Annotated in this window: 16 protein-coding genes; 5 read left to right on the top strand and 11 right to left on the bottom strand. The window is 67.7% G+C overall.

Going from position 1 to position 16,317, the window contains the following annotated elements; genetic code table 11:
* Positions 1 to 136: 136 nt before the first annotated feature.
* Complete coding sequence (gene guaB / locus ACFC0O_RS29455) at positions 137 to 1,681, bottom strand: IMP dehydrogenase (RefSeq protein ID WP_364640620.1); 1,545 nt, start codon at positions 1,679 to 1,681, stop codon at positions 137 to 139.
* Positions 1,682 to 1,957: 276 nt separating this feature from the next.
* Here guaB and ACFC0O_RS29450 point away from each other — a divergent pair, with 276 nt between their 5' ends.
* Positions 1,958 to 2,371 (top strand): DUF5319 domain-containing protein, encoded by a 414-nt coding sequence (locus tag ACFC0O_RS29450; protein ID WP_067561879.1) that lies wholly within the window; start codon positions 1,958 to 1,960, stop codon positions 2,369 to 2,371.
* 127 nt (positions 2,372 to 2,498) lie between these two features.
* On the opposite strand, the gene ACFC0O_RS29445 is transcribed toward ACFC0O_RS29450, so the two are convergent.
* The 3 genes from ACFC0O_RS29445 to ACFC0O_RS29435 all read right to left on the bottom strand — a co-directional run bounded on the left by ACFC0O_RS29445 (position 2,499) and on the right by ACFC0O_RS29435 (position 5,355).
* Positions 2,499 to 3,635 carry an anti-sigma-D factor RsdA gene (locus tag ACFC0O_RS29445; protein WP_375963298.1) on the bottom strand — a complete coding sequence of 379 codons (1,137 nt, stop codon included), beginning with the start codon at positions 3,633 to 3,635 and terminating at the stop codon, positions 2,499 to 2,501.
* Entirely contained in the window at positions 3,628 to 4,209 is a 582-nt protein-coding gene (locus ACFC0O_RS29440; protein ID WP_364640628.1) for a sigma-70 family RNA polymerase sigma factor, read from the bottom strand. The genes ACFC0O_RS29445 and ACFC0O_RS29440 overlap by 8 nt, the downstream gene beginning before the upstream one ends.
* Positions 4,210 to 4,365: 156 nt before the next feature.
* Entirely contained in the window at positions 4,366 to 5,355 is a 990-nt protein-coding gene (locus ACFC0O_RS29435) for a hypothetical protein (RefSeq protein ID WP_375963295.1), read from the bottom strand.
* 610 nt (positions 5,356 to 5,965) lie between these two features.
* On the opposite strand from ACFC0O_RS29435, the gene ACFC0O_RS29430 reads away from it, so the two are divergent.
* The 3 genes from ACFC0O_RS29430 (at position 5,966) to ACFC0O_RS29420 (ending at position 7,590) form a co-directional block, all read left to right on the top strand.
* The gene (locus tag ACFC0O_RS29430; RefSeq protein ID WP_067561966.1) at positions 5,966 to 6,259 is read left to right on the top strand and encodes a WhiB family transcriptional regulator; all 294 of its coding nucleotides are present in this window, start codon (positions 5,966 to 5,968) and stop codon (positions 6,257 to 6,259) included.
* Positions 6,260 to 6,713: 454 nt separating this feature from the next.
* Entirely contained in the window at positions 6,714 to 7,277 is a 564-nt protein-coding gene (locus ACFC0O_RS29425; RefSeq protein WP_364640635.1) for a sigma-70 family RNA polymerase sigma factor, read from the top strand.
* A 1-nt stretch (position 7,278) separates the two neighbouring features.
* Entirely contained in the window at positions 7,279 to 7,590 is a 312-nt protein-coding gene (locus ACFC0O_RS29420) for a hypothetical protein (RefSeq protein ID WP_375963293.1), read from the top strand.
* Positions 7,591 to 7,875: 285 nt separating this feature from the next.
* Here the strand turns inward: ACFC0O_RS29420 and groL are convergent, their stop codons facing one another.
* On the bottom strand, positions 7,876 to 9,483 hold the full coding sequence (groL, locus tag ACFC0O_RS29415; RefSeq protein ID WP_364640641.1) for a chaperonin GroEL: 1,608 nt from the start codon (positions 9,481 to 9,483) through the stop codon (positions 7,876 to 7,878).
* Positions 9,484 to 9,615: 132 nt separating this feature from the next.
* A complete protein-coding gene (groES, locus tag ACFC0O_RS29410; protein ID WP_067818842.1) occupies positions 9,616 to 9,918 on the bottom strand; it encodes a co-chaperone GroES in 303 nt (100 codons plus the stop codon).
* 582 nt (positions 9,919 to 10,500) lie between these two features.
* On the opposite strand from groES, the gene ACFC0O_RS29405 reads away from it, so the two are divergent.
* Positions 10,501 to 11,979: an Hsp70 family protein gene (locus ACFC0O_RS29405; RefSeq protein ID WP_375963288.1), complete on the top strand. Its 1,479-nt coding sequence runs from the start codon at positions 10,501 to 10,503 to the stop codon at positions 11,977 to 11,979.
* Between the two features lie 406 nt (positions 11,980 to 12,385).
* Here ACFC0O_RS29405 and tsaD read toward each other — a convergent pair whose 3' ends face one another.
* From tsaD to alr, 5 genes are read right to left on the bottom strand one after another with little or no spacing between them, the layout of a single operon-like run.
* Positions 12,386 to 13,417, bottom strand: coding sequence for a tRNA (adenosine(37)-N6)-threonylcarbamoyltransferase complex transferase subunit TsaD (gene tsaD / locus ACFC0O_RS29400; RefSeq protein ID WP_375963285.1), 1,032 nt, complete (start codon positions 13,415 to 13,417; stop codon positions 12,386 to 12,388).
* Positions 13,414 to 13,926: a ribosomal protein S18-alanine N-acetyltransferase gene (gene rimI, locus ACFC0O_RS29395; protein WP_364640650.1), complete on the bottom strand. Its 513-nt coding sequence runs from the start codon at positions 13,924 to 13,926 to the stop codon at positions 13,414 to 13,416. Before rimI ends, tsaD begins: the two co-directional genes overlap by 4 nt.
* Positions 13,923 to 14,615 carry a tRNA (adenosine(37)-N6)-threonylcarbamoyltransferase complex dimerization subunit type 1 TsaB gene (gene tsaB / locus ACFC0O_RS29390; RefSeq protein WP_375963281.1) on the bottom strand — a complete coding sequence of 231 codons (693 nt, stop codon included), beginning with the start codon at positions 14,613 to 14,615 and terminating at the stop codon, positions 13,923 to 13,925. The genes rimI and tsaB overlap by 4 nt, the downstream gene beginning before the upstream one ends.
* Before the next feature lie 58 nt (positions 14,616 to 14,673).
* Positions 14,674 to 15,126 (bottom strand): tRNA (adenosine(37)-N6)-threonylcarbamoyltransferase complex ATPase subunit type 1 TsaE, encoded by a 453-nt coding sequence (tsaE, locus tag ACFC0O_RS29385; RefSeq protein WP_364640656.1) that lies wholly within the window; start codon positions 15,124 to 15,126, stop codon positions 14,674 to 14,676.
* Positions 15,123 to 16,268: an alanine racemase gene (alr, locus tag ACFC0O_RS29380; protein WP_375963932.1), complete on the bottom strand. Its 1,146-nt coding sequence runs from the start codon at positions 16,266 to 16,268 to the stop codon at positions 15,123 to 15,125. Before alr ends, tsaE begins: the two co-directional genes overlap by 4 nt.
* Positions 16,269 to 16,317 lie beyond the last annotated feature (49 nt).

Below are 16,317 nucleotides of genomic sequence, written 5' to 3'. Positions count from 1 at the left end.
GCGAGTCAGTCCTCTCTGTATCCGATTGCCGCCGAAGCACTTCGGCGAAGGTCACGCCGAACGGCGCCGCACACCGCCCTCTCCGCACGAAAGCCCCGGCGGGAAACCGGGGCGACGTGCGAAGAGAGCGCGGCAATCACGCTCGGGTGGTGTAGTTGGGGGCCTCGACGGTCATGGTGATGTCGTGCGGGTGCGATTCCTTCAGGCCCGCCGCCGTGATCTGAACGAACTGCGCCGCCTGCAGATCCGGAATCGTCTGCGCGCCCGTATAACCCATGGCGGCGCGCAGGCCACCCACCAGCTGGTGGATCACCTGGTCCAGCGGTCCGCGGAACGGCACCCGGCCCTCGATGCCCTCGGGCACCAGCTTCTTCTCGGACAGCACATCGTCCTGGAAGTAGCGGTCCTTGGAGTACGACTTGGCCTCGCCGCGACCCTGCATGGCGCCGAGCGAACCCATACCGCGGTAGCTCTTGAACTGCTTGCCGCCCACCAGGATCAGCTCACCCGGGGATTCGGCGGTACCCGCCAGCAGCGAACCCAGCATGACCGTGCCCGCGCCCGCGGCGATCGCCTTGGCGATATCACCGGAGTACTGCACACCGCCGTCGGCGATGACCGGCACGCCGTGCGGCGCGCACGCGGCGGTGGCCTCGAGAATCGCGGTGATCTGCGGCGCGCCGACACCGGCGACGACACGCGTGGTGCAGATGGAGCCGGGGCCCACACCCACCTTCACCGCGTCCACCCCGGCCTCGACCAGCGCCAAAGCGCCTGCGCGCGTGGCGACATTGCCGCCGATGATCTGCACCCGGTCACCGACCTCGGCCTTGACCTTGGCGACCATCTGCAGCACGCCCGCCTGATGCCCGTGCGCGGTATCGACCACCAGCACGTCGACACCGACATCGGCCAGGGTCATGGCGCGCGTCCAGGCGTCCTCGCCGACACCGACCGCGGCACCGACCAGCAGGCGGCCGTCGCGGTCCTTGGTGGCGTTCGGGTACTGCTCGGTCTTGACGAAGTCCTTGACGGTGATCAGCCCGCGCAGCTTGCCATTGCCGTCCACGATGGGCAGCTTCTCCACCTTGTGGCGGCGCAGCAGGCCCAGCGCGGCCTCGGCGGTGACACCCTCCTGGGCGGTGATCAAAGGGGCCTTGGTCATGATCTCGGCGACCGGCCGGTTCTGATCCACCTCGAAGCGCATATCGCGATTGGTGATGATGCCGACCAGCTGGCCCGCGTCATCCACCACCGGCAGACCGGAGATGCGGTAGCGCGCGCACATGGCGTCGACCTCGCCGAGCGTATCGGTGGGACGACAGGTGACCGGATCGGTCACCATGCCCGCCTCGGACCGCTTCACGGTCTCGGCCTGCGCCGCCTGCGCCTGCACCGACAGATTGCGGTGCAGCACACCCATTCCGCCCGCACGCGCCATGGCGATGGCCATCCGCGCCTCGGTGACGGTATCCATGGCGGAGCTCACCAGCGGCGTGCGCAGTGAGATTTCCCGCGTGAGACGGCTCGAGGTGTCCACCGCGCTCGGAATCAGATCCGAGGCGGCGGGCAGCAGCAGCACATCATCGAAGGTGAGGCCGAGCATCGCGACCTTGTTCGGATCGTCTCCGCCCGTATGAGGGCGGCCGGCGTTTCGTTCGCCCGTAACGGGACTGCTCATCGGATCGACCCCTCCTGGAGCTCGGCACAGTCCCCCCGCCGGATCCCGGCGGACGACTGGATGAATGACAATGCCGGTGTTTGCCACCCGGCCTTTGGTCAACCATGGTATCCGGCGCACAATTCCAATCGGCAGCCACGCCCGGCCGCTGCGATGTCCCGGAACCGGGCAGAGTGATGTCCCAGAATGCCCGGTGTGTGTTTCGACACCAGACAACTGAGGGCAAATACTTAACAGCGCTGGCGCAGACCCCCTCTTTCTGCGTACCGTGGGACTGTGCGTGACCATCTACCACCTGGCTTGCCGCCGGATCCATTCGCCGGAGATCCCTCCGACCCGTCGGCCGCGCTCGATGCCATCGAGCCGGGGGAGCCGCTGGATCCTCACGAGCGCCTAGCGGTCGAAGAGGATCTCGCCGACCTCGCGGTATATGAGGCATTGCTGGCCCACCGCGGAATCCGCGGACTCGTGGTCAGCTGCGAGGACTGCCGGCAGGACCATTACCACGATTGGGATATGTTGCGCGCCAACCTCCTCCAGCTACTGGTGGACGGCACGGTGCGCCCCCATGAACCCGCCTACGACCCCACTCCCGAGGCGTACGTCACCTGGGATTACTGCCGCGGCTACGCCGATGCCTCGATGAACGAGGCGCTGCACGGCGACGGCTTCGACGGCTTCGACATCTAGTACGGCGAAAGGGCCTGCGTTCCAATGGAACGCAGGCCCTTTCCGGTACGAGAAAGCCGACTCCATCTGGGTCGGCCATTCATTTATGCCTGTAGCTCTTCCCGGCTCACTCGGCAGCACACCGTACTCACCGCGGACCGCCCGACAGCGGCGGAATGACCGGAGCCTGCGTGGGCACCTGCGTCGGCGGCACGGGCACCTGTGACACGGGCTTCTCCACCGGAGGCTGGGTGACCGGCTGCTGACCGCCCGCGGGCGCCGTGGTGGCCGGAGGGGCCCCCGTCGGCAATCCCGCGGTGGTGGTCGGCGCGCCGCCGCCCGGCGGGGTGGCCGGATCGGTGGGCTCGGTCGCCGGTTGGGACGGCAGCGTCACCGGCGGCGTGGCCGGCAGGGTGGTCGGACCGCCCGTGGACGGTCCCCCGGTGCCCGGCTCGGTGCCGCTGATGCGCGGATCGATCGTCGGCTCGGTGCTGCCACCGCCGGTGCTGCCCGGCACCGTCGTCGGCGCCACGGTCGCGCCCGGAAGCGTCACCGCGGGTTGACTGGTGACCGGCGGTTTACCCGTCGGCGTCGGCATCAACGAGGTGGCGAGATCCGGGTTGATCTTGGACAGCGAGGCAACCACCTGCTGCCAGCGATCCTGCAGATCGTCCTTCTTGCCGTTGTCGTTGACCTGGCTGACATTCGCCGACGCCCGCTCCAGCAACGCCTTGGCCTGCTCCGGCTTGTTCTGATTGATCAGATCCTGAGCCTGCGCCAAATCGCTGTCGGCACGCGAGACCACCGTGCTCTGCGCCTGCTCGCTGAACACAACCTCCTTGACCCGCCACAGCGGATCACCCGGATTCGCGTTGTACGAGAAGGCCGACAGCCCGCCGATGATCAGCGCGAGAGCGGCGGCCGACCCCAGAATGGGTCGCAGTAGCCGTAGTCGCCCGCCCGACTGTGCGCCGATGCGCGCGTCCCGGGCGCCGATCTCCTGATTGACCGCGGCAACGATGGTGTCCAGATCCGGTCCGGCCGGCATCGGCTCGTCCAGAATCTCCGCGCGCCAATTCGCGAGCAACGCCGCGAGTTGATACTCCTCCGTGGTGCCCGTCTGCACGGGACCGTCGCCGGAGATGGCATCGATCAGCGCGTCGTCACGGCGTACAGCCGCGATATCCACCGGCCCGGTGTCACCGGACGCCTCGGCGTAGGGACCGCTGTCTTGCGATCCAAGCCGCTTCCAGTCGCCCCGACCGCGCTCGCCATCCCTAGCCATACATTTCACCTGCCCTCGCCACTTGAGACTTGAGTTTCGCGAGCGCCCGATGCTGGGCCACTCGTATAGCACCTGCCGTACTGCCCACGGCAACTGCGGTTTCTTCGGCTGACAAACCCATGACCAAGCGCAGGATGAGGATCTCTCGATGCTTCTCCGGAAGCGTCGCCAGCAGAGAGTTCATCTGCCGGCTCGTCTCCGATTCGAGAGCCCGCTGTTCCGGCCCCTGGTCGGTGGATATGACATCCGGTACTTCGGCCATGGCATCCGCTTTGTTACGGGCGGCATTGCGATGAGCGTCGGCGACTTTGTGGGAGGCGATTCCATACACGAAAGCCATGAACGGTCTGCCCTGGTCCTGATAACGCGGCAGGGCTGTCATGACGGCCAGACAAACCTCCTGCGCCACATCGTCGGCGGAGAGCTGACCTCGTTCGGCCGACCCGATGCGCGCACGGCAATACCGCACCACCAAGGGGCGGATGCTCTCCAGTACCTGGGCTAGAGCGGACCGGTCGCCCTGCGCTGCGGCAGCGACGACAGCTGGGTCCAACTCCTCACCCGCGTTGTTCATCGTCAGAGCTGTTCCTGGCGTTACGAGTGGCACCGTGGCTGGAAGACCGGTGCTTCCGCGGAGGGGCGGAACGGTCCAACAATAGCGGCTGACGTATTCGAGCCAGCCGTTACGGGGTCAGTCTCGGGGACGACTCAGGGAGCTCTCGGGGACCGCTCAGGGACGGGCGAGAGTGTCGCTCGCCGAACGGAATCGACCTCCGCGAAATATCAGCAATCGCTCGCACTCGGAAGCCGCTGCGGCGCCGCCGGATTCGGGATCGATACCCGCGCGCAGCATGGCGCAGGCCCAGCGCAGCGGCAGCAGTTCGAATTCCCGCGTCTGCGTATCGACCTGGGCCGCGAGGGCGCGGGATCGATCGAGGTCGCCGGCGGCGGCACTGGCGGCGGCCAGCAATAACCGGGATTTCACCCGATGCCGTTGCGAGGGTGCCTGTTCAGCCAGGGCGAGCGCGGTCTCGGCATGTGCGAGAGCCGGATCCGAGGCATCGGATCGAGGGTTCGCGATGCCGGGACCGTCTTCGATGCTTTCGGGTGCGGAGATCAAACCGGCGCCGGGAGCAGACAGCGCGGTCTCGGCGGACACCCAGTGCAGGCGAATGCGCTGTCGCCACAGGGTTTCCGGATTCCGCGACAGCGTTTCGAGTTCACCCGAAAGGCTTTCGAGGCGGTCTCGGCAACGCCGCAGCAGCCGGGCGGCGAGCTCGGGACGCGCGGTGCCGAGGGCGTCCGCGGCCAGACCGGTCAACGCATCGCAAACCGCTTCGGCGCGGGCGATATCCGACTCGAGGATGATCCGCGCGGGCGTGTCGCGGTTTTCGGCGCGCCCGGCGGCGGGGGGCGCGGACAGCACCAGGGCGGCGGCGCGGCCGTCGGCGACGGCGGCGCGGGCATGCCAGCCGAGCTGGCGCAGCAGTGAACCCTCGAGGCTGTGCGTGAGTGAGCGCAACACCGGATCGGTGGCCGACACGCGGGCGCGGCGGAGTTCGGCGCGCGCGGCGGCGTAATGCCCCGCACCGCCGAGCGCGACCGCGCGCAGCCAACTCTCGGTGGCGTCGGCGGGAGCGGGCAATCCGATAGCAGCGCGGGCGGGCGTACCGCCGAACGCGGTATCGGCCAGTAGTGAGTTCACTTCGAGCACAGGCACTGCCGCACTGTAACCAGTGCCGCCGGAGTTGCGTTGGGCTGACATAGCACAGAAGTGCAGCTACCTCTCAGCATTCATCAATGCCTTTGTGTTTCCACTCCGTAAATCTGTGCTCGCTATCGCCTAGCACGCCCGTAAGGAATTCGTATGGCGTTTCGCGTTATTAACCTGAGCGCCGCGAAGTGGCCATCTCGGTCGCAGTCGATGCGCGTGACGCAATGGCTGAGATCACGCTGATCCCGATGCGGGCATAGCCGGGGCCGAGTGGATTACCGTAGGAAAAGCACGCCCTATCAGGCATTTTGACGAGTCACATCGGCTATCGGAGCATGGCCGGGCTACTGGGCAACCGATCAGTATCACCACAGTGGCCCTACTTTGTAAATAGCTACGATGTTAATTCTCTAATGCACTGGTATTTGAATCCGGATGGATCGGACTATTGACGCGAATTCATTCTCCGACCTAACGTACGACATCGCCGCCGTTGGCGCCGTGTGAAATTACGGCCCCTGCGGAGTGCGATCGCCGGGACCCGGTGATGCGGCCCACTGTTTGCCACCAGCACCGCTCGACAATGCCGACGAGCTCGCACCAAGAGGAGTTCACCATGCCCATGCCAACCCACCTCCCTGGTCCGAACGCCGATGTCTGGGACTGGCAGATGCGCGGGTCCTGCCGCGGACAGGATTCGTCGGTGTTCTTCCATCCTGACGGCGAACGTGGCCGGGCGCGCGCCCAGCGCGAAATGCGCGCCAAGGAAGTCTGCCGGTCCTGCCCCGTCCTGTTGCAGTGCCGTTCGCACGCCCTGAAGGTCAGTGAGCCCTACGGAATCTGGGGCGGAATGTCCGAGACCGAGCGTGAGATGCACGCGCGCCGCAATCGCCGCCGGGCGGTCGCCTAGACCCCGCGGCCGAGTGCCGCGAGCACTCCTGTGACGGCTGTGCACCAGCGATGCGCACGAGGCGTGCGACCTCGTTACCGCTGCACACGCCGGGTGTGAGTTCAGAAATTTTCCCATCCGCGCGGCGCGGCGTGCCGAATGCCTAGCAAACAACCGGCCACTGGTACAGCCGGAGGCGGTTGTGACTGGCAAAGCTTCGGCGATTCTCAAATGCTCCGGCGTGTCTTCGCGTGTCCTGCGATCAAGCAGGTTTGGGCGAGTCGGGACAAAACGGAAAACCGCTGCGCGCCAACCGTTTTAGCCGATACCCCCACGCGAAAGGAGGTTATAGCGGCAGGCTACCCTCGTGGCCGATGACACAGAACGGAGCGTTGTGACAGCGCGGCCGCCGGCCGCAGAGGGCGACTCGTTCCAGAGTTCCAGGGACGGGCGGACGGCGTCAGCCGACTCTGCGATGACGGCGCGCGCAGCCGAAAGCCTCGAACTAGCCGCACTTCTACAGCGCTGCGGGCAGTCCGACGAGCCGGCATTCGCCGAGCTCTACGACCGCACCTGCGCTCGGGTGTTCGGGCTGGTCCTACGGGTGCTACACGATCCGGGGTATGCGGAGGAGACCACTCAGGAGGTGTACCTCCAGATCTGGCGCACCGCGGCCAATTTCGATCCGGCCAAGGGTTCCGCGGTGACCTGGCTCATGACGCTGGCGCATCGCCGCGCGGTCGACCGCGTGCGGGCCGAACAGGCGCACGCGCAACGCGAAGTCGCTTACGGCACCAGTACTTTGGGTAACGAATTCGACGAGGTCACCGAAGAGGTGGGTCGACGGCTCGAACAGCAGGCGGTGCTGCAGGGGCTGGCCACTCTGACCGAGACCCAGCGGGAAGCCATTTCGCTCGCCTACTTCGGCGGACGCACATATGCCGAGGTGGCAGCCTATCTCGGCGTAGGGTTACCTACCGTTAAGTCCCGTATTCGGGATGGACTGACACGACTCAAGAAAAGTTTGGGAGTGACGTGAGATGAACGAAAGCCAGATCGATCTCGCGCACACTGTCGCGCTGGGATCGATCGGCGACGAAGATCAGCGCGCGGTGCGGGAATTACTGGATACCGACGATCCGGTACTGCGCGCGGCCTTCACCCAGGAAGTGCAGCACACCCGAGAGGCCCTCGCCCAGCTGGCGGACACGGCGGCCACACCGCCCCCGCCCGCACTCCGCGAACGCCTTCTCGCAGCCGTAGCAGCAGACCAGGCGCCACCGACCGCAATCCACCACAATCGCCCCGCGATCCACCCCGCCAACGGCCGCAGCCGCGCGATTCGCGACTAGCCCGTTCGCTCCGCAATCCAGGGCATCCGCCCAGTCCGTTCCCACCCCGGACCGCTCCGCCCTTCCCGCGTGAAATCTCCATGCTCCCGCGAGGCCCCCGGACACCCGTCCGGGGGCCTCGTCGCGTTATACGACGACGAACCCCGCTACGCGGGGCATCGTTGCCCAGCACAGCATCGAGCGTCCGGCAGCGAGCCGGGGCATCAGCCAATGACAAGGCCCCCGGACACATTTCGTGTCCGGGGGCCTCGGTCCGTGCTCAACCGCGAAGTGCGGCGGTCACTTTCAGTGCGAGTGGCCGTGGTGGGCGTCGGCCGGCTCCTCGGCCGGCTTCTCCACGATGGCGGACTCGGTGGTCAGGACCATGCGGGCGACCGAGATGGCGTTCTCGACCGCGGAGCGGGTCACCTTGACCGGATCGATGACACCCTCGGCGACCAGGTCGCCGTAGGTCAGGGTGGCGGCGTTGAAGCCGTCCTTGCCATCGGTGACCTTGGAGACCACGACCGCGCCGTCGACGCCCGCGTTGCTGGCGATCCAGAACAGCGGGGCCAGCAGCGCGGCGCGCACGACCTCGACGCCGACCGCCTCGTCACCGGTCAGCGACGCCTTCAGGTCGGCCAGCTGCGCGGCGGCCTGCACCAGGGCGGTGCCACCGCCGGGGACGATGCCCTCGGCGACCGCGGCCTTGGCGGAGGAGACCGCGTCCTCGACGCGGTACTTGCGCTCCTTGAGCTCGGTCTCGGTGGCCGCGCCGACCTTGATGACGGCGACGCCGCCGGCCAGCTTGGCCAGGCGCTCTTCCAGCTTCTCGCGATCCCAGTCGGAGTCGGTGTTCTCGATCTCCTTGCGCAGCTGCGCGACCCGGGCCTGGATGGCGTCGGCGGTGCCGGCGCCCTCGACGATGGTGGTCTCGTCCTTGGTGACCACGACGCGACGGGCCTTGCCCAGCACCTCGAGGCCCGCCTCGCGCAGCGTGATGCCCAGATCCGGGTTGATCACGGTGCCGCCGGTGACGATGGCCAGATCGTCCAGGAACGCCTTGCGGCGGTCACCGAAGAACGGAGCCTTCACGGCAACGGCCTTGAGGGTCTTGCGAATCGCGTTGACCACCAGGGTGGACAGCGCCTCGCCCTCGATGTCCTCGGCGATCAGCACGACCGGCTTACCGGATTCGGCGATCTTCTCCAGCAGCGGCAGCAGATCCGGCAGCGAGCTGATCTTCTCGCGGTTCAGCAGGATCCAGGCATCCTCCAGGACGGCCTGCTGGGTCTCGGGATCGGTGACGAAGTACGGGGACTGGTAGCCCTTGTCGAACTGCACGCCCTCGGTGATGGCCAGCTCGGTCTGGGTCGAGGAGGACTCCTCGATGGTGACCACGCCGTCCTTGCCGACGGTGGTGAGCGCCTTGCCGACCAGCGCGCCGATCTCCTCGTCACGCGAGGACACGGTGGCGACCTGGGCGATGGCCTTCTCGCCGTCGACCGGGGTGGCGGCGGCCTGCAGGGCGGCGGTGACCGCGTCGGCGGCCTTGCTCATGCCCTTGCCCAGGGTCATCGGGTTGGCGCCCGCGGCGATGTTCTTCAGGCCGCCCTTGATGAGCGCCTGCGCCAGCACGGTGGCGGTGGTAGTGCCGTCGCCGGCGACATCGTTGGTCTTGGTGGCGACGCTCTTGACCAGCTGCGCGCCCAGGTTCTCGAACGGGTCCTCGAGATCGATGTCGCGGGCGATGGTCACACCGTCGTTGGTGACGGTCGGTCCGCCGAAGGACTTGGCCAGCACCACGTGCCGGCCGCGCGGGCCCAGGGTGACCTTCACGGCGTCGGCGAGCTTGTCGACGCCACGCTCCATGGCGCGACGAGCCTTCTCGTCGAACTCGATCTGCTTTGGCATGTGTGTACCTACTCCTGAAGTGGTTGGGGGAGAACGCACTCCGCCCCGGGTCGGTAGCTGTTAAGCGCGACGCCGGGGCGGTGTAGCCGGGGGTTTCGGGGGCGAAGCCCCTGTGAGGCCCCGGTTTTGGCGTTACTTGGTGACGACGGCCAGCAGGTCGCGCGCCGACAGGATCAGGTACTCGCCACCGTTGTACTTGATCTCGGTGCCGCCGTACTTGCTGTAGATGACGACGTCGCCTTCCTTGACGTCCAGCGGGATCCGCTTCTCGCCATCTTCGTCCCAGCGGCCGGGGCCGACGGCGATGACGGTGCCCTCCTGGGGCTTCTCCTTCGCCGTGTCGGGGATGACCAGGCCGGAGGCGGTCGTCGTCTCGGCCTCGTTGGCCTGGACGAGGATCTTGTCCTCGAGCGGCTTGATGTTCACGCTCGCCACGTTGAGCCCTCCACTTTTCAGGGTCTTCGCGCCCGGGGCGGTTCCCCGGGCTCACGGTTTCGGTCACGTTTGCTGACGCTGCGCATAAGCCCCGTCGTCGCGGGTGCCGGGACCATGACCCAGTGCCACCTAGCACTCTATACACGGGAGTGCCAGCGCTCAAGGCCAGGCTCTGCTATCGGCCGTGGCCGACGCATCGCCATCCTCGCAGGCAATACGACACGCCGAGTGGAACGGCCGGGGAATCTGAGGGCTTCCAAAGAAATACGAAAATCTGTAACGTTCGGATAACGGATTGTGACACCATTGACGACGGCCGCGTGGCAGGGCCGCATCAAGTCCGTCACGACACCGGTCGAACACAGTTACACAGTTGCTTTGCTTCACCCCACTGCGCGCGAAACCGCGCAGAGCTGAGACGAGAGCCTTACCGCAAGTGATCGCTGGCTGGTCCCGACGCCCCATCGGACAAGGGCCCCGCCGGATCCGTAGCTCCGGATCGTCCGTCATCAACGTGACGGTGTCGGAGTCCGTTCGAGATGGTCGTCTACACCAGGACCATCCGCTCGAAGGGAGGTGAAAATGCGAACATCCCTCGGCATCTCCGCCGGGAGCGAGGTGGTGTGCTCGGCGACGGTCGCCACCACCCCGAACGGTCTGCAGAACTTCGACTATCGAGTCGTCACCGCGGATACGGCCCACAGCGATCTCGGCGATCTGGTGGCCTCCTCCATCGAGTTGATGACCACCCAGATCCCCCGCGAGACAGTGCATCCCGTAGGCACCCACCCGGCCGCGCTGGCTGCGGCGCACAATTACGCGGCGCCGGGCGCGCCCGGTGATATCGCGGTCGCCTACCGGGACCGGGAACAGGCTCAGATCATCCGTTCGGCCATCGGCCGGCAGCGCCGGGATGTGCGTCTCATCCCCGAAAGCACAGCGGCACTGGCCTTTCTGCGGCATACCGGTCTGCTGGACCGCTACCAAACGGTCGCCGTCCTCGATCTGGGCGCCACCGGAACCACGGTCACCGTTGCCGATCACGCCGACGACACCGTATTGCGCTCCGAGCGCACCGGAACGGTCAGCGGCAATGCCGTGGACGAGCTGATCCTGCAGCATCTGCTGGACTGCCACCTGGCCCGGCGCGGCACCCGCCCGAATCGGGGCATGCTGCTCAATCGGTCGCGCGCGGCCAAGGAGCATCTGTCCATCGCGCCCGCGGTGACCATCGACCATGTGGCCGGGCAACCGCTCAAGCTGACCAGGGTGGATTTCGACGAGCTGGTCTCGGATCTCATGCGCGAGCTGGCCGTGTTCGCACGCGCCGTCTTCGCGCGGGCCCCGAAATTCCCCGAGGTGGTGGCCGTCATCGGCGGCGGCGCGAATACCCCCGCGGTACTGGCGAATCTGCAGCATCAGCTGGACGTTCCGGTGCTCACCGTGCCCGAACCCGAGGCCGCGATCGCCAAAGGCGCGGCGCTGGTGGCGGATTCGGCGACGCCGAGCACCTTCCCGGTGATCAGCCGCGGTTCGGACGCGCCGCTGGGCACCTTCACCAAGCTGGCGGGCACCCTCGCCGGCGCGATCGTCGTGGTCGGGCTGATCATCGGCTACGGCGTCAAAGAGCTCGTCCCCGAACCGCAGGGCACCAATTACTCGCCCAGCACCACCGGCGTGCAGCAGCCGGTGCTCTCCACCACGCCGCCGAGCGGCCCCACTTCCGGCGCGCCCGCGCCCGCCAATCAGAGCCCCTCGCATCGCAGCACGCCCGCGACGACCCCCACTCCGGGCCAGTCCGGTGCCACCCCGAGTACGGTCCCCACCCCCGCGACCAGCATCGCCCAGCCGCCGCTGCGTCCCGATCCGGGCCTACCCCAGATTCCCTTCCCCTCGGATCTCCCCCGCCTGCTGGGACCGCTGCTGGGCACCAGCCTGCCGCCCTCGGATCTGGTCGAGCCGACCAATCCGACAAGCACTCCCGGTTCCACCACTCCGGGTCTGCCCCGCAATAATTCCGGCTCCTCCGGCACCACCACCCTGATTCGCCCCACCGATTAGCCGCCGCGCCACCCACCCAATTTGGGTGGCTCGCAATTCACGCGGCCCGCAATTCGCGATGCGAGCGAATTCGGTGCGACCCATAACCCTCTCATCGCCCCGATCACCCGACCCGTTGCAATTCCTGACGGCTATCGGCGTGGCGAATCGCCGTCCCTGCCACCGGGGTGAATCTCGCCCCGGTTTCTCGGGGCGCGGAAAGCTCTGGCTGGAGGGCGAATTCGCGCGCCACTAGCGTCGCTGCGGGGAACAGGTCCCCGGGGATGGGAGTGGTGATGCGGGTCAGGAACACGCGGGTCAAGAATGTGATGCTCGGGCTGATGGCGGCGGCCAGCCTCGCGCTGTCGGTGCTGTCGACCGCGCCGTGGCCCTGGTGAGCGTTCGCCCTCCCCGCGGGATTTCCCGCTCAGAGTTGGCTGGTGGAGACGGGCAGGCCCGGGTCGGTGGCGACGGTGAGTGCGGAAGGGGTTGCGCCGCCCGCGATCACGTGGGCGCCGAGGGTGGCGATCATGACGCCGTTATCGGTGCACAGGCGGGGTTTGGGGACGCGCAGGGTGATGCCCGCCGCGGTGCAGCGTTCCTCGGCCAGCGAGCGGATGCGGGAGTTGGCCGTCGCGCCACCGCCGAGGACGAGGGTGTCGAGGCCGTTGTCCTGTACGGCGCGAACGGCTTTCATGGTCAGGACGTCGGCGACGGCTTCCTGGAAGGAGGCGGCGATATCCGGGATGGGGAGTTCGCGGCCGTCGCGCTGGGCGGCCTCGACGTAGCGCGCCACCGCGGTCTTCAGTCCGGAGAACGAGAAGTCGTAGCGCGGATCGCGGGGTCCGGTCATACCGCGCGGGAAGGCGATGGCGTGCGGATCGCCTTCGGCGGCAATGGCATCGAGCACCGGTCCGCCCGGATAGCCGAGGCCGAGCAGCCGCGCCACCTTGTCGAAGGCTTCCCCGGCGGCGTCGTCGACGGTGCTGCCGAGTTCCACGATGGGCTGGGCCAGATCGTCGATCTTCAGCAGATGGGTGTGCCCGCCGGAGACCAACAGTGCCACGGCGGGCGGCATCGGCCCGTGCTCCAGGGTGTCGACGGCGACATGCCCGCCCAGATGGTTCAGCGCGTAGAACGGGATATCCCACGCCGCCGCATAGGCTTTCGCGGCCGCGACGCCGACCAGCAGCGCACCGGCGAGTCCGGGTCCGATGGTGACGGCGAGCGCGTCCGGCTTCTCGATATCGGCGGCGGCGAGCGCGCGGCGCATGGCGGGCACGATGGCCTCGAGGTGGGCGCGCGAGGCGATTTCGGGCACCACGCCGCCGAAGCGCGCGTGCTGATCGACGCTGGAGGCGACCTCGTCGGCGAGCAGTTCGCAGCTGCCGTCGGGCAGTCGCCGCACGATGCCGACTCCCGTTTCGTCGCAGGAGCTCTCGATACCCATGACGATCATGACAAGACCTCTGTGTCCTCCGGGAACCCGGCGTCCTGGGTGTACCCGGCCATGGCGGGCTTGCGCATGGTGTACGCGTCGGCGCCGCTGGGCTGGTAGTAGTTCTTCCGCAGCCCGATGATGTGGAAGCCGTACTTCTCGTACAGGGCGATGGCGGCGGTGTTGTCGGTGCGCACCTCGAGGAAAACCGGTCCGCCGCGGCGTCCGGCTTCGGCGAGCATGGCGTGCAGCAGTTGGGTGCCGACGCCGCCGCGATGCAGTTCCGGGTCGACGCCGATGGTGTGGATTTCGGCTTCGGGCTGATCGTCGGTGCCCAGCAATGCGATTCCGGCGTAGCCGATCATGCGGCCGTCGGCGTCGCGCGCGGTGATGTACCGATTGTGTGAGGCGGCCAGTTCCGACAGGAACGAGACCTCATGCCACGGATCGTCTTCCGGGAAGAGCAGCTGTTCGAGTTCGGCGCAGCGCACGGCATCGGCCGGCCGCATCGGTTCGATGCGGATGGTCATCGGCCCACCTGCGCATAGCTCTTCTCGACCGCGTCGGGGCGGCGCAGGTACAGCGGCACCAGTGGTTCGGGGGTGACTCCGGCGAGGATGTCGCGGGCGGCGATGCGCACCAGCCCGGACGGTGACGGGGTTTCCACCGGCAGCACGGGCAGATCGAAGTAGTCGACGTGCGAGGCGGATCCGGCGATGACGGTCGCGGTGCCCGGATCGAGATCGGCGGGCTTGCTCACTTCCGGACCTTCGACGCGGCCCTCGGCGCGGTAGCGCGCCCAGTACACCTCGCGGCGGCGGGCGTCGGTGACGACGAGCAGTTCCACCGGTTCGGCCGGATCCCGCAGGTAGCTCTCGGTGTCGGCGGCGATGGCGTCGAGGCTGCACACGCCGTAGACGGGTATGCCGAGCGCGTCGGCGAAGGCGGCGGCGGTGGCCATGCCGACGCGCAGACCGGTGAACGGTCCGGGTCCGATACCGGCGACGACGGCGTCGATCTCGGCTCTGGTGCGGCCGGATTCGGCGAGGCAGGCCAGGATCTGCGGGGTCAGCACCTCGTTGTGCGCGCGTGCGTCCACGGTCACCTGGGAGGTGATCGTGGTGATGCGAGGTGCGTTGTTGCCCTCGTCCGCCGGTTCGAGTTCCACCAGTCCCGCCGTGACGGCAGGGGTCGAGGTGTCAACAGCCAGTACAAGCATGATTGGCCTAACGATACCGGGTGGTCGAGGCCACTCGACCCGGTGTGCGGCCCGCGCGCTAGTTGGCGGACACCCACTCCCATTCGGCGGTGCGGATGTCGGAGTCGAATTCGCGGCGGAGCAGGACGCGGAGGTGGCGGTCGGCCAGGTGCTCGACCACGCCGAGGCCCCATTCGACGACGACCACGGCATCGTGCAGGTCGGTGTCCAGGTCGAGGGCGTCGAGTTCGTCGAGGTCACCGCCGAGGCGGTAGGCGTCCACGTGCACCAGGGCGATGGAGGTGGGGTCGTCGCCGGCGCGATGCTGGCGGGCGATGATGAAAGTCGGTGAGCTGACCCGGCCCTGGACGCCGAGCCCGGCGGCGATGCCCCGGGTGAGTGCGGTCTTGCCCGCGCCGAGCGGTCCATCGAGGATGACCAGATCGCCGGGCTGCAATTGCGCGGCGAGTTCGCGGCCGAGGGCTTCGGTGTCCTCGACGGTGGGCAGGGTGCGCATACCGGGTGCGGTCATCGGACGCCGCCGATGTAGGTGCGGACGACGCGGCCGCGTGGGGCGCAGACGATTTCGTAGTTGATGGTGCCGAGCAGGTCGGCCCATTCCTGGGCGTGTGGGACGCCCGCGTCGCCGCCGAAGAGGATGGCGGGATCGCCTTCGCTGATTCCGGCCGCGTTGTCGCCGAGGTCGACGACGAACTGATCCATGCAGATGCGGCCGATATTGGGTCTGCGTTCCCCTCCTAGCCAGACGTCGAAGCGGCCGCTCAGCGGGCGCGGCACGCCGTCGGCGTATCCGGCGGGGATGAGGGCGACGGTGGTGTCGTGCGGGGCGATCCACTGATGGCCGTACGAGACGCCTTCACCGGCGGCGACCTGTTTCACCAGGGCGACCCGGGCGCGCAGGGTCATGGCCGGGCGCAGGCCGAAATCGGAGATCTCCGGGATCGGGGACAGTCCGTAGACGGCGATGCCGGGGCGGACCATATCGAAGGCCAGGTCCGGGCGGGTGAGGGCGGCGGCGGAATTGGCCAGATGCACCAATTCCGGTTGCAGCCCGTGCTCTTTCGCGGTCGCGATGGCTTCGAGGAAGCGGGCGCGCTGCATATCGATGCCCGGGTGATCGGGGGTGTCGGCGTGCGCGAGATGGGAGAAGATGGCACGGAATCGGACCGTCCGATCGTCGACCAGTTCGCGGAGCAGGGTCAGCACCCGCGGATATTCGGCCGGGGCGATGCCATTGCGGTTCAGTCCGGTATCGACCTTGAGCGAGAGGATCGCCGTGCGGTCCAGTGCGCGGGCGGCCGCGGCGACGGCCTCCAATTGCGCCGTATCCGAGACCGCGATCTCGATATCGGCGGCGATGGCGCTCGCGTAATCGGAGTCGAAGGTGTTGAGCCAGCACAGGATCGGCGCGGTGATCCCGGCGGCGCGCAGTTTCAGCGCCTCTTCGATGGTGGTGACGCCGATTTCGCGCGCACCCGCGGCGAGCGCGGCCGCGGCGACCTCGATCGCGCCGTGGTTGTACCCGTCCGCCTTCACCACCACCATGACCGCCGCGTCCCCGGCGTGCTCGGCCACGATGCGCACGTTGTGGGCGATGGCGGCTAGGTCGACGACGGTCTCCACCTGCGGATCGGGCTTGTTCACGCCCCCGATCCTGCCATCCCGGGCGGCGCGACACCCGTCACACCCGGCATCGTGAGCG

It is taken from the genome of Nocardia sp. NPDC056100 (assembly GCF_042266325.1).
In the GTDB taxonomy this organism is placed as follows: Bacteria; Actinomycetota; Actinomycetes; order Mycobacteriales; family Mycobacteriaceae; genus Nocardia.
Note: the sequence above shows the minus strand (reverse complement) of the source record. Positions and strands in the feature narration are given on the sequence as shown.

Coding starts and splice junctions, on each gene's coding strand:
- ACFC0O_RS29420 (WP_375963293.1), top strand. CDS start 7,279: ATGAACGAAAGCCAGATCGATCTCGCGCACACTGTCGCGCTGGGATCG.
- tsaD (WP_375963285.1), bottom strand. CDS start 13,417: ATGATCGTCATGGGTATCGAGAGCTCCTGCGACGAAACGGGAGTCGGC.
- ACFC0O_RS29445 (WP_375963298.1), bottom strand. CDS start 3,635: ATGGCTAGGGATGGCGAGCGCGGTCGGGGCGACTGGAAGCGGCTTGGA.
- ACFC0O_RS29440 (WP_364640628.1), bottom strand. CDS start 4,209: ATGAACAACGCGGGTGAGGAGTTGGACCCAGCTGTCGTCGCTGCCGCA.
- ACFC0O_RS29430 (WP_067561966.1), top strand. CDS start 5,966: ATGCCCATGCCAACCCACCTCCCTGGTCCGAACGCCGATGTCTGGGAC.
- guaB (WP_364640620.1), bottom strand. CDS start 1,681: ATGAGCAGTCCCGTTACGGGCGAACGAAACGCCGGCCGCCCTCATACG.
- groL (WP_364640641.1), bottom strand. CDS start 9,483: ATGCCAAAGCAGATCGAGTTCGACGAGAAGGCTCGTCGCGCCATGGAG.
- rimI (WP_364640650.1), bottom strand. CDS start 13,926: ATGACCATCCGCATCGAACCGATGCGGCCGGCCGATGCCGTGCGCTGC.
- ACFC0O_RS29425 (WP_364640635.1), top strand. CDS start 6,714: ATGACGGCGCGCGCAGCCGAAAGCCTCGAACTAGCCGCACTTCTACAG.
- ACFC0O_RS29405 (WP_375963288.1), top strand. CDS start 10,501: ATGCGAACATCCCTCGGCATCTCCGCCGGGAGCGAGGTGGTGTGCTCG.
- tsaB (WP_375963281.1), bottom strand. CDS start 14,615: ATGCTTGTACTGGCTGTTGACACCTCGACCCCTGCCGTCACGGCGGGA.
- tsaE (WP_364640656.1), bottom strand. CDS start 15,126: ATGACCGCACCCGGTATGCGCACCCTGCCCACCGTCGAGGACACCGAA.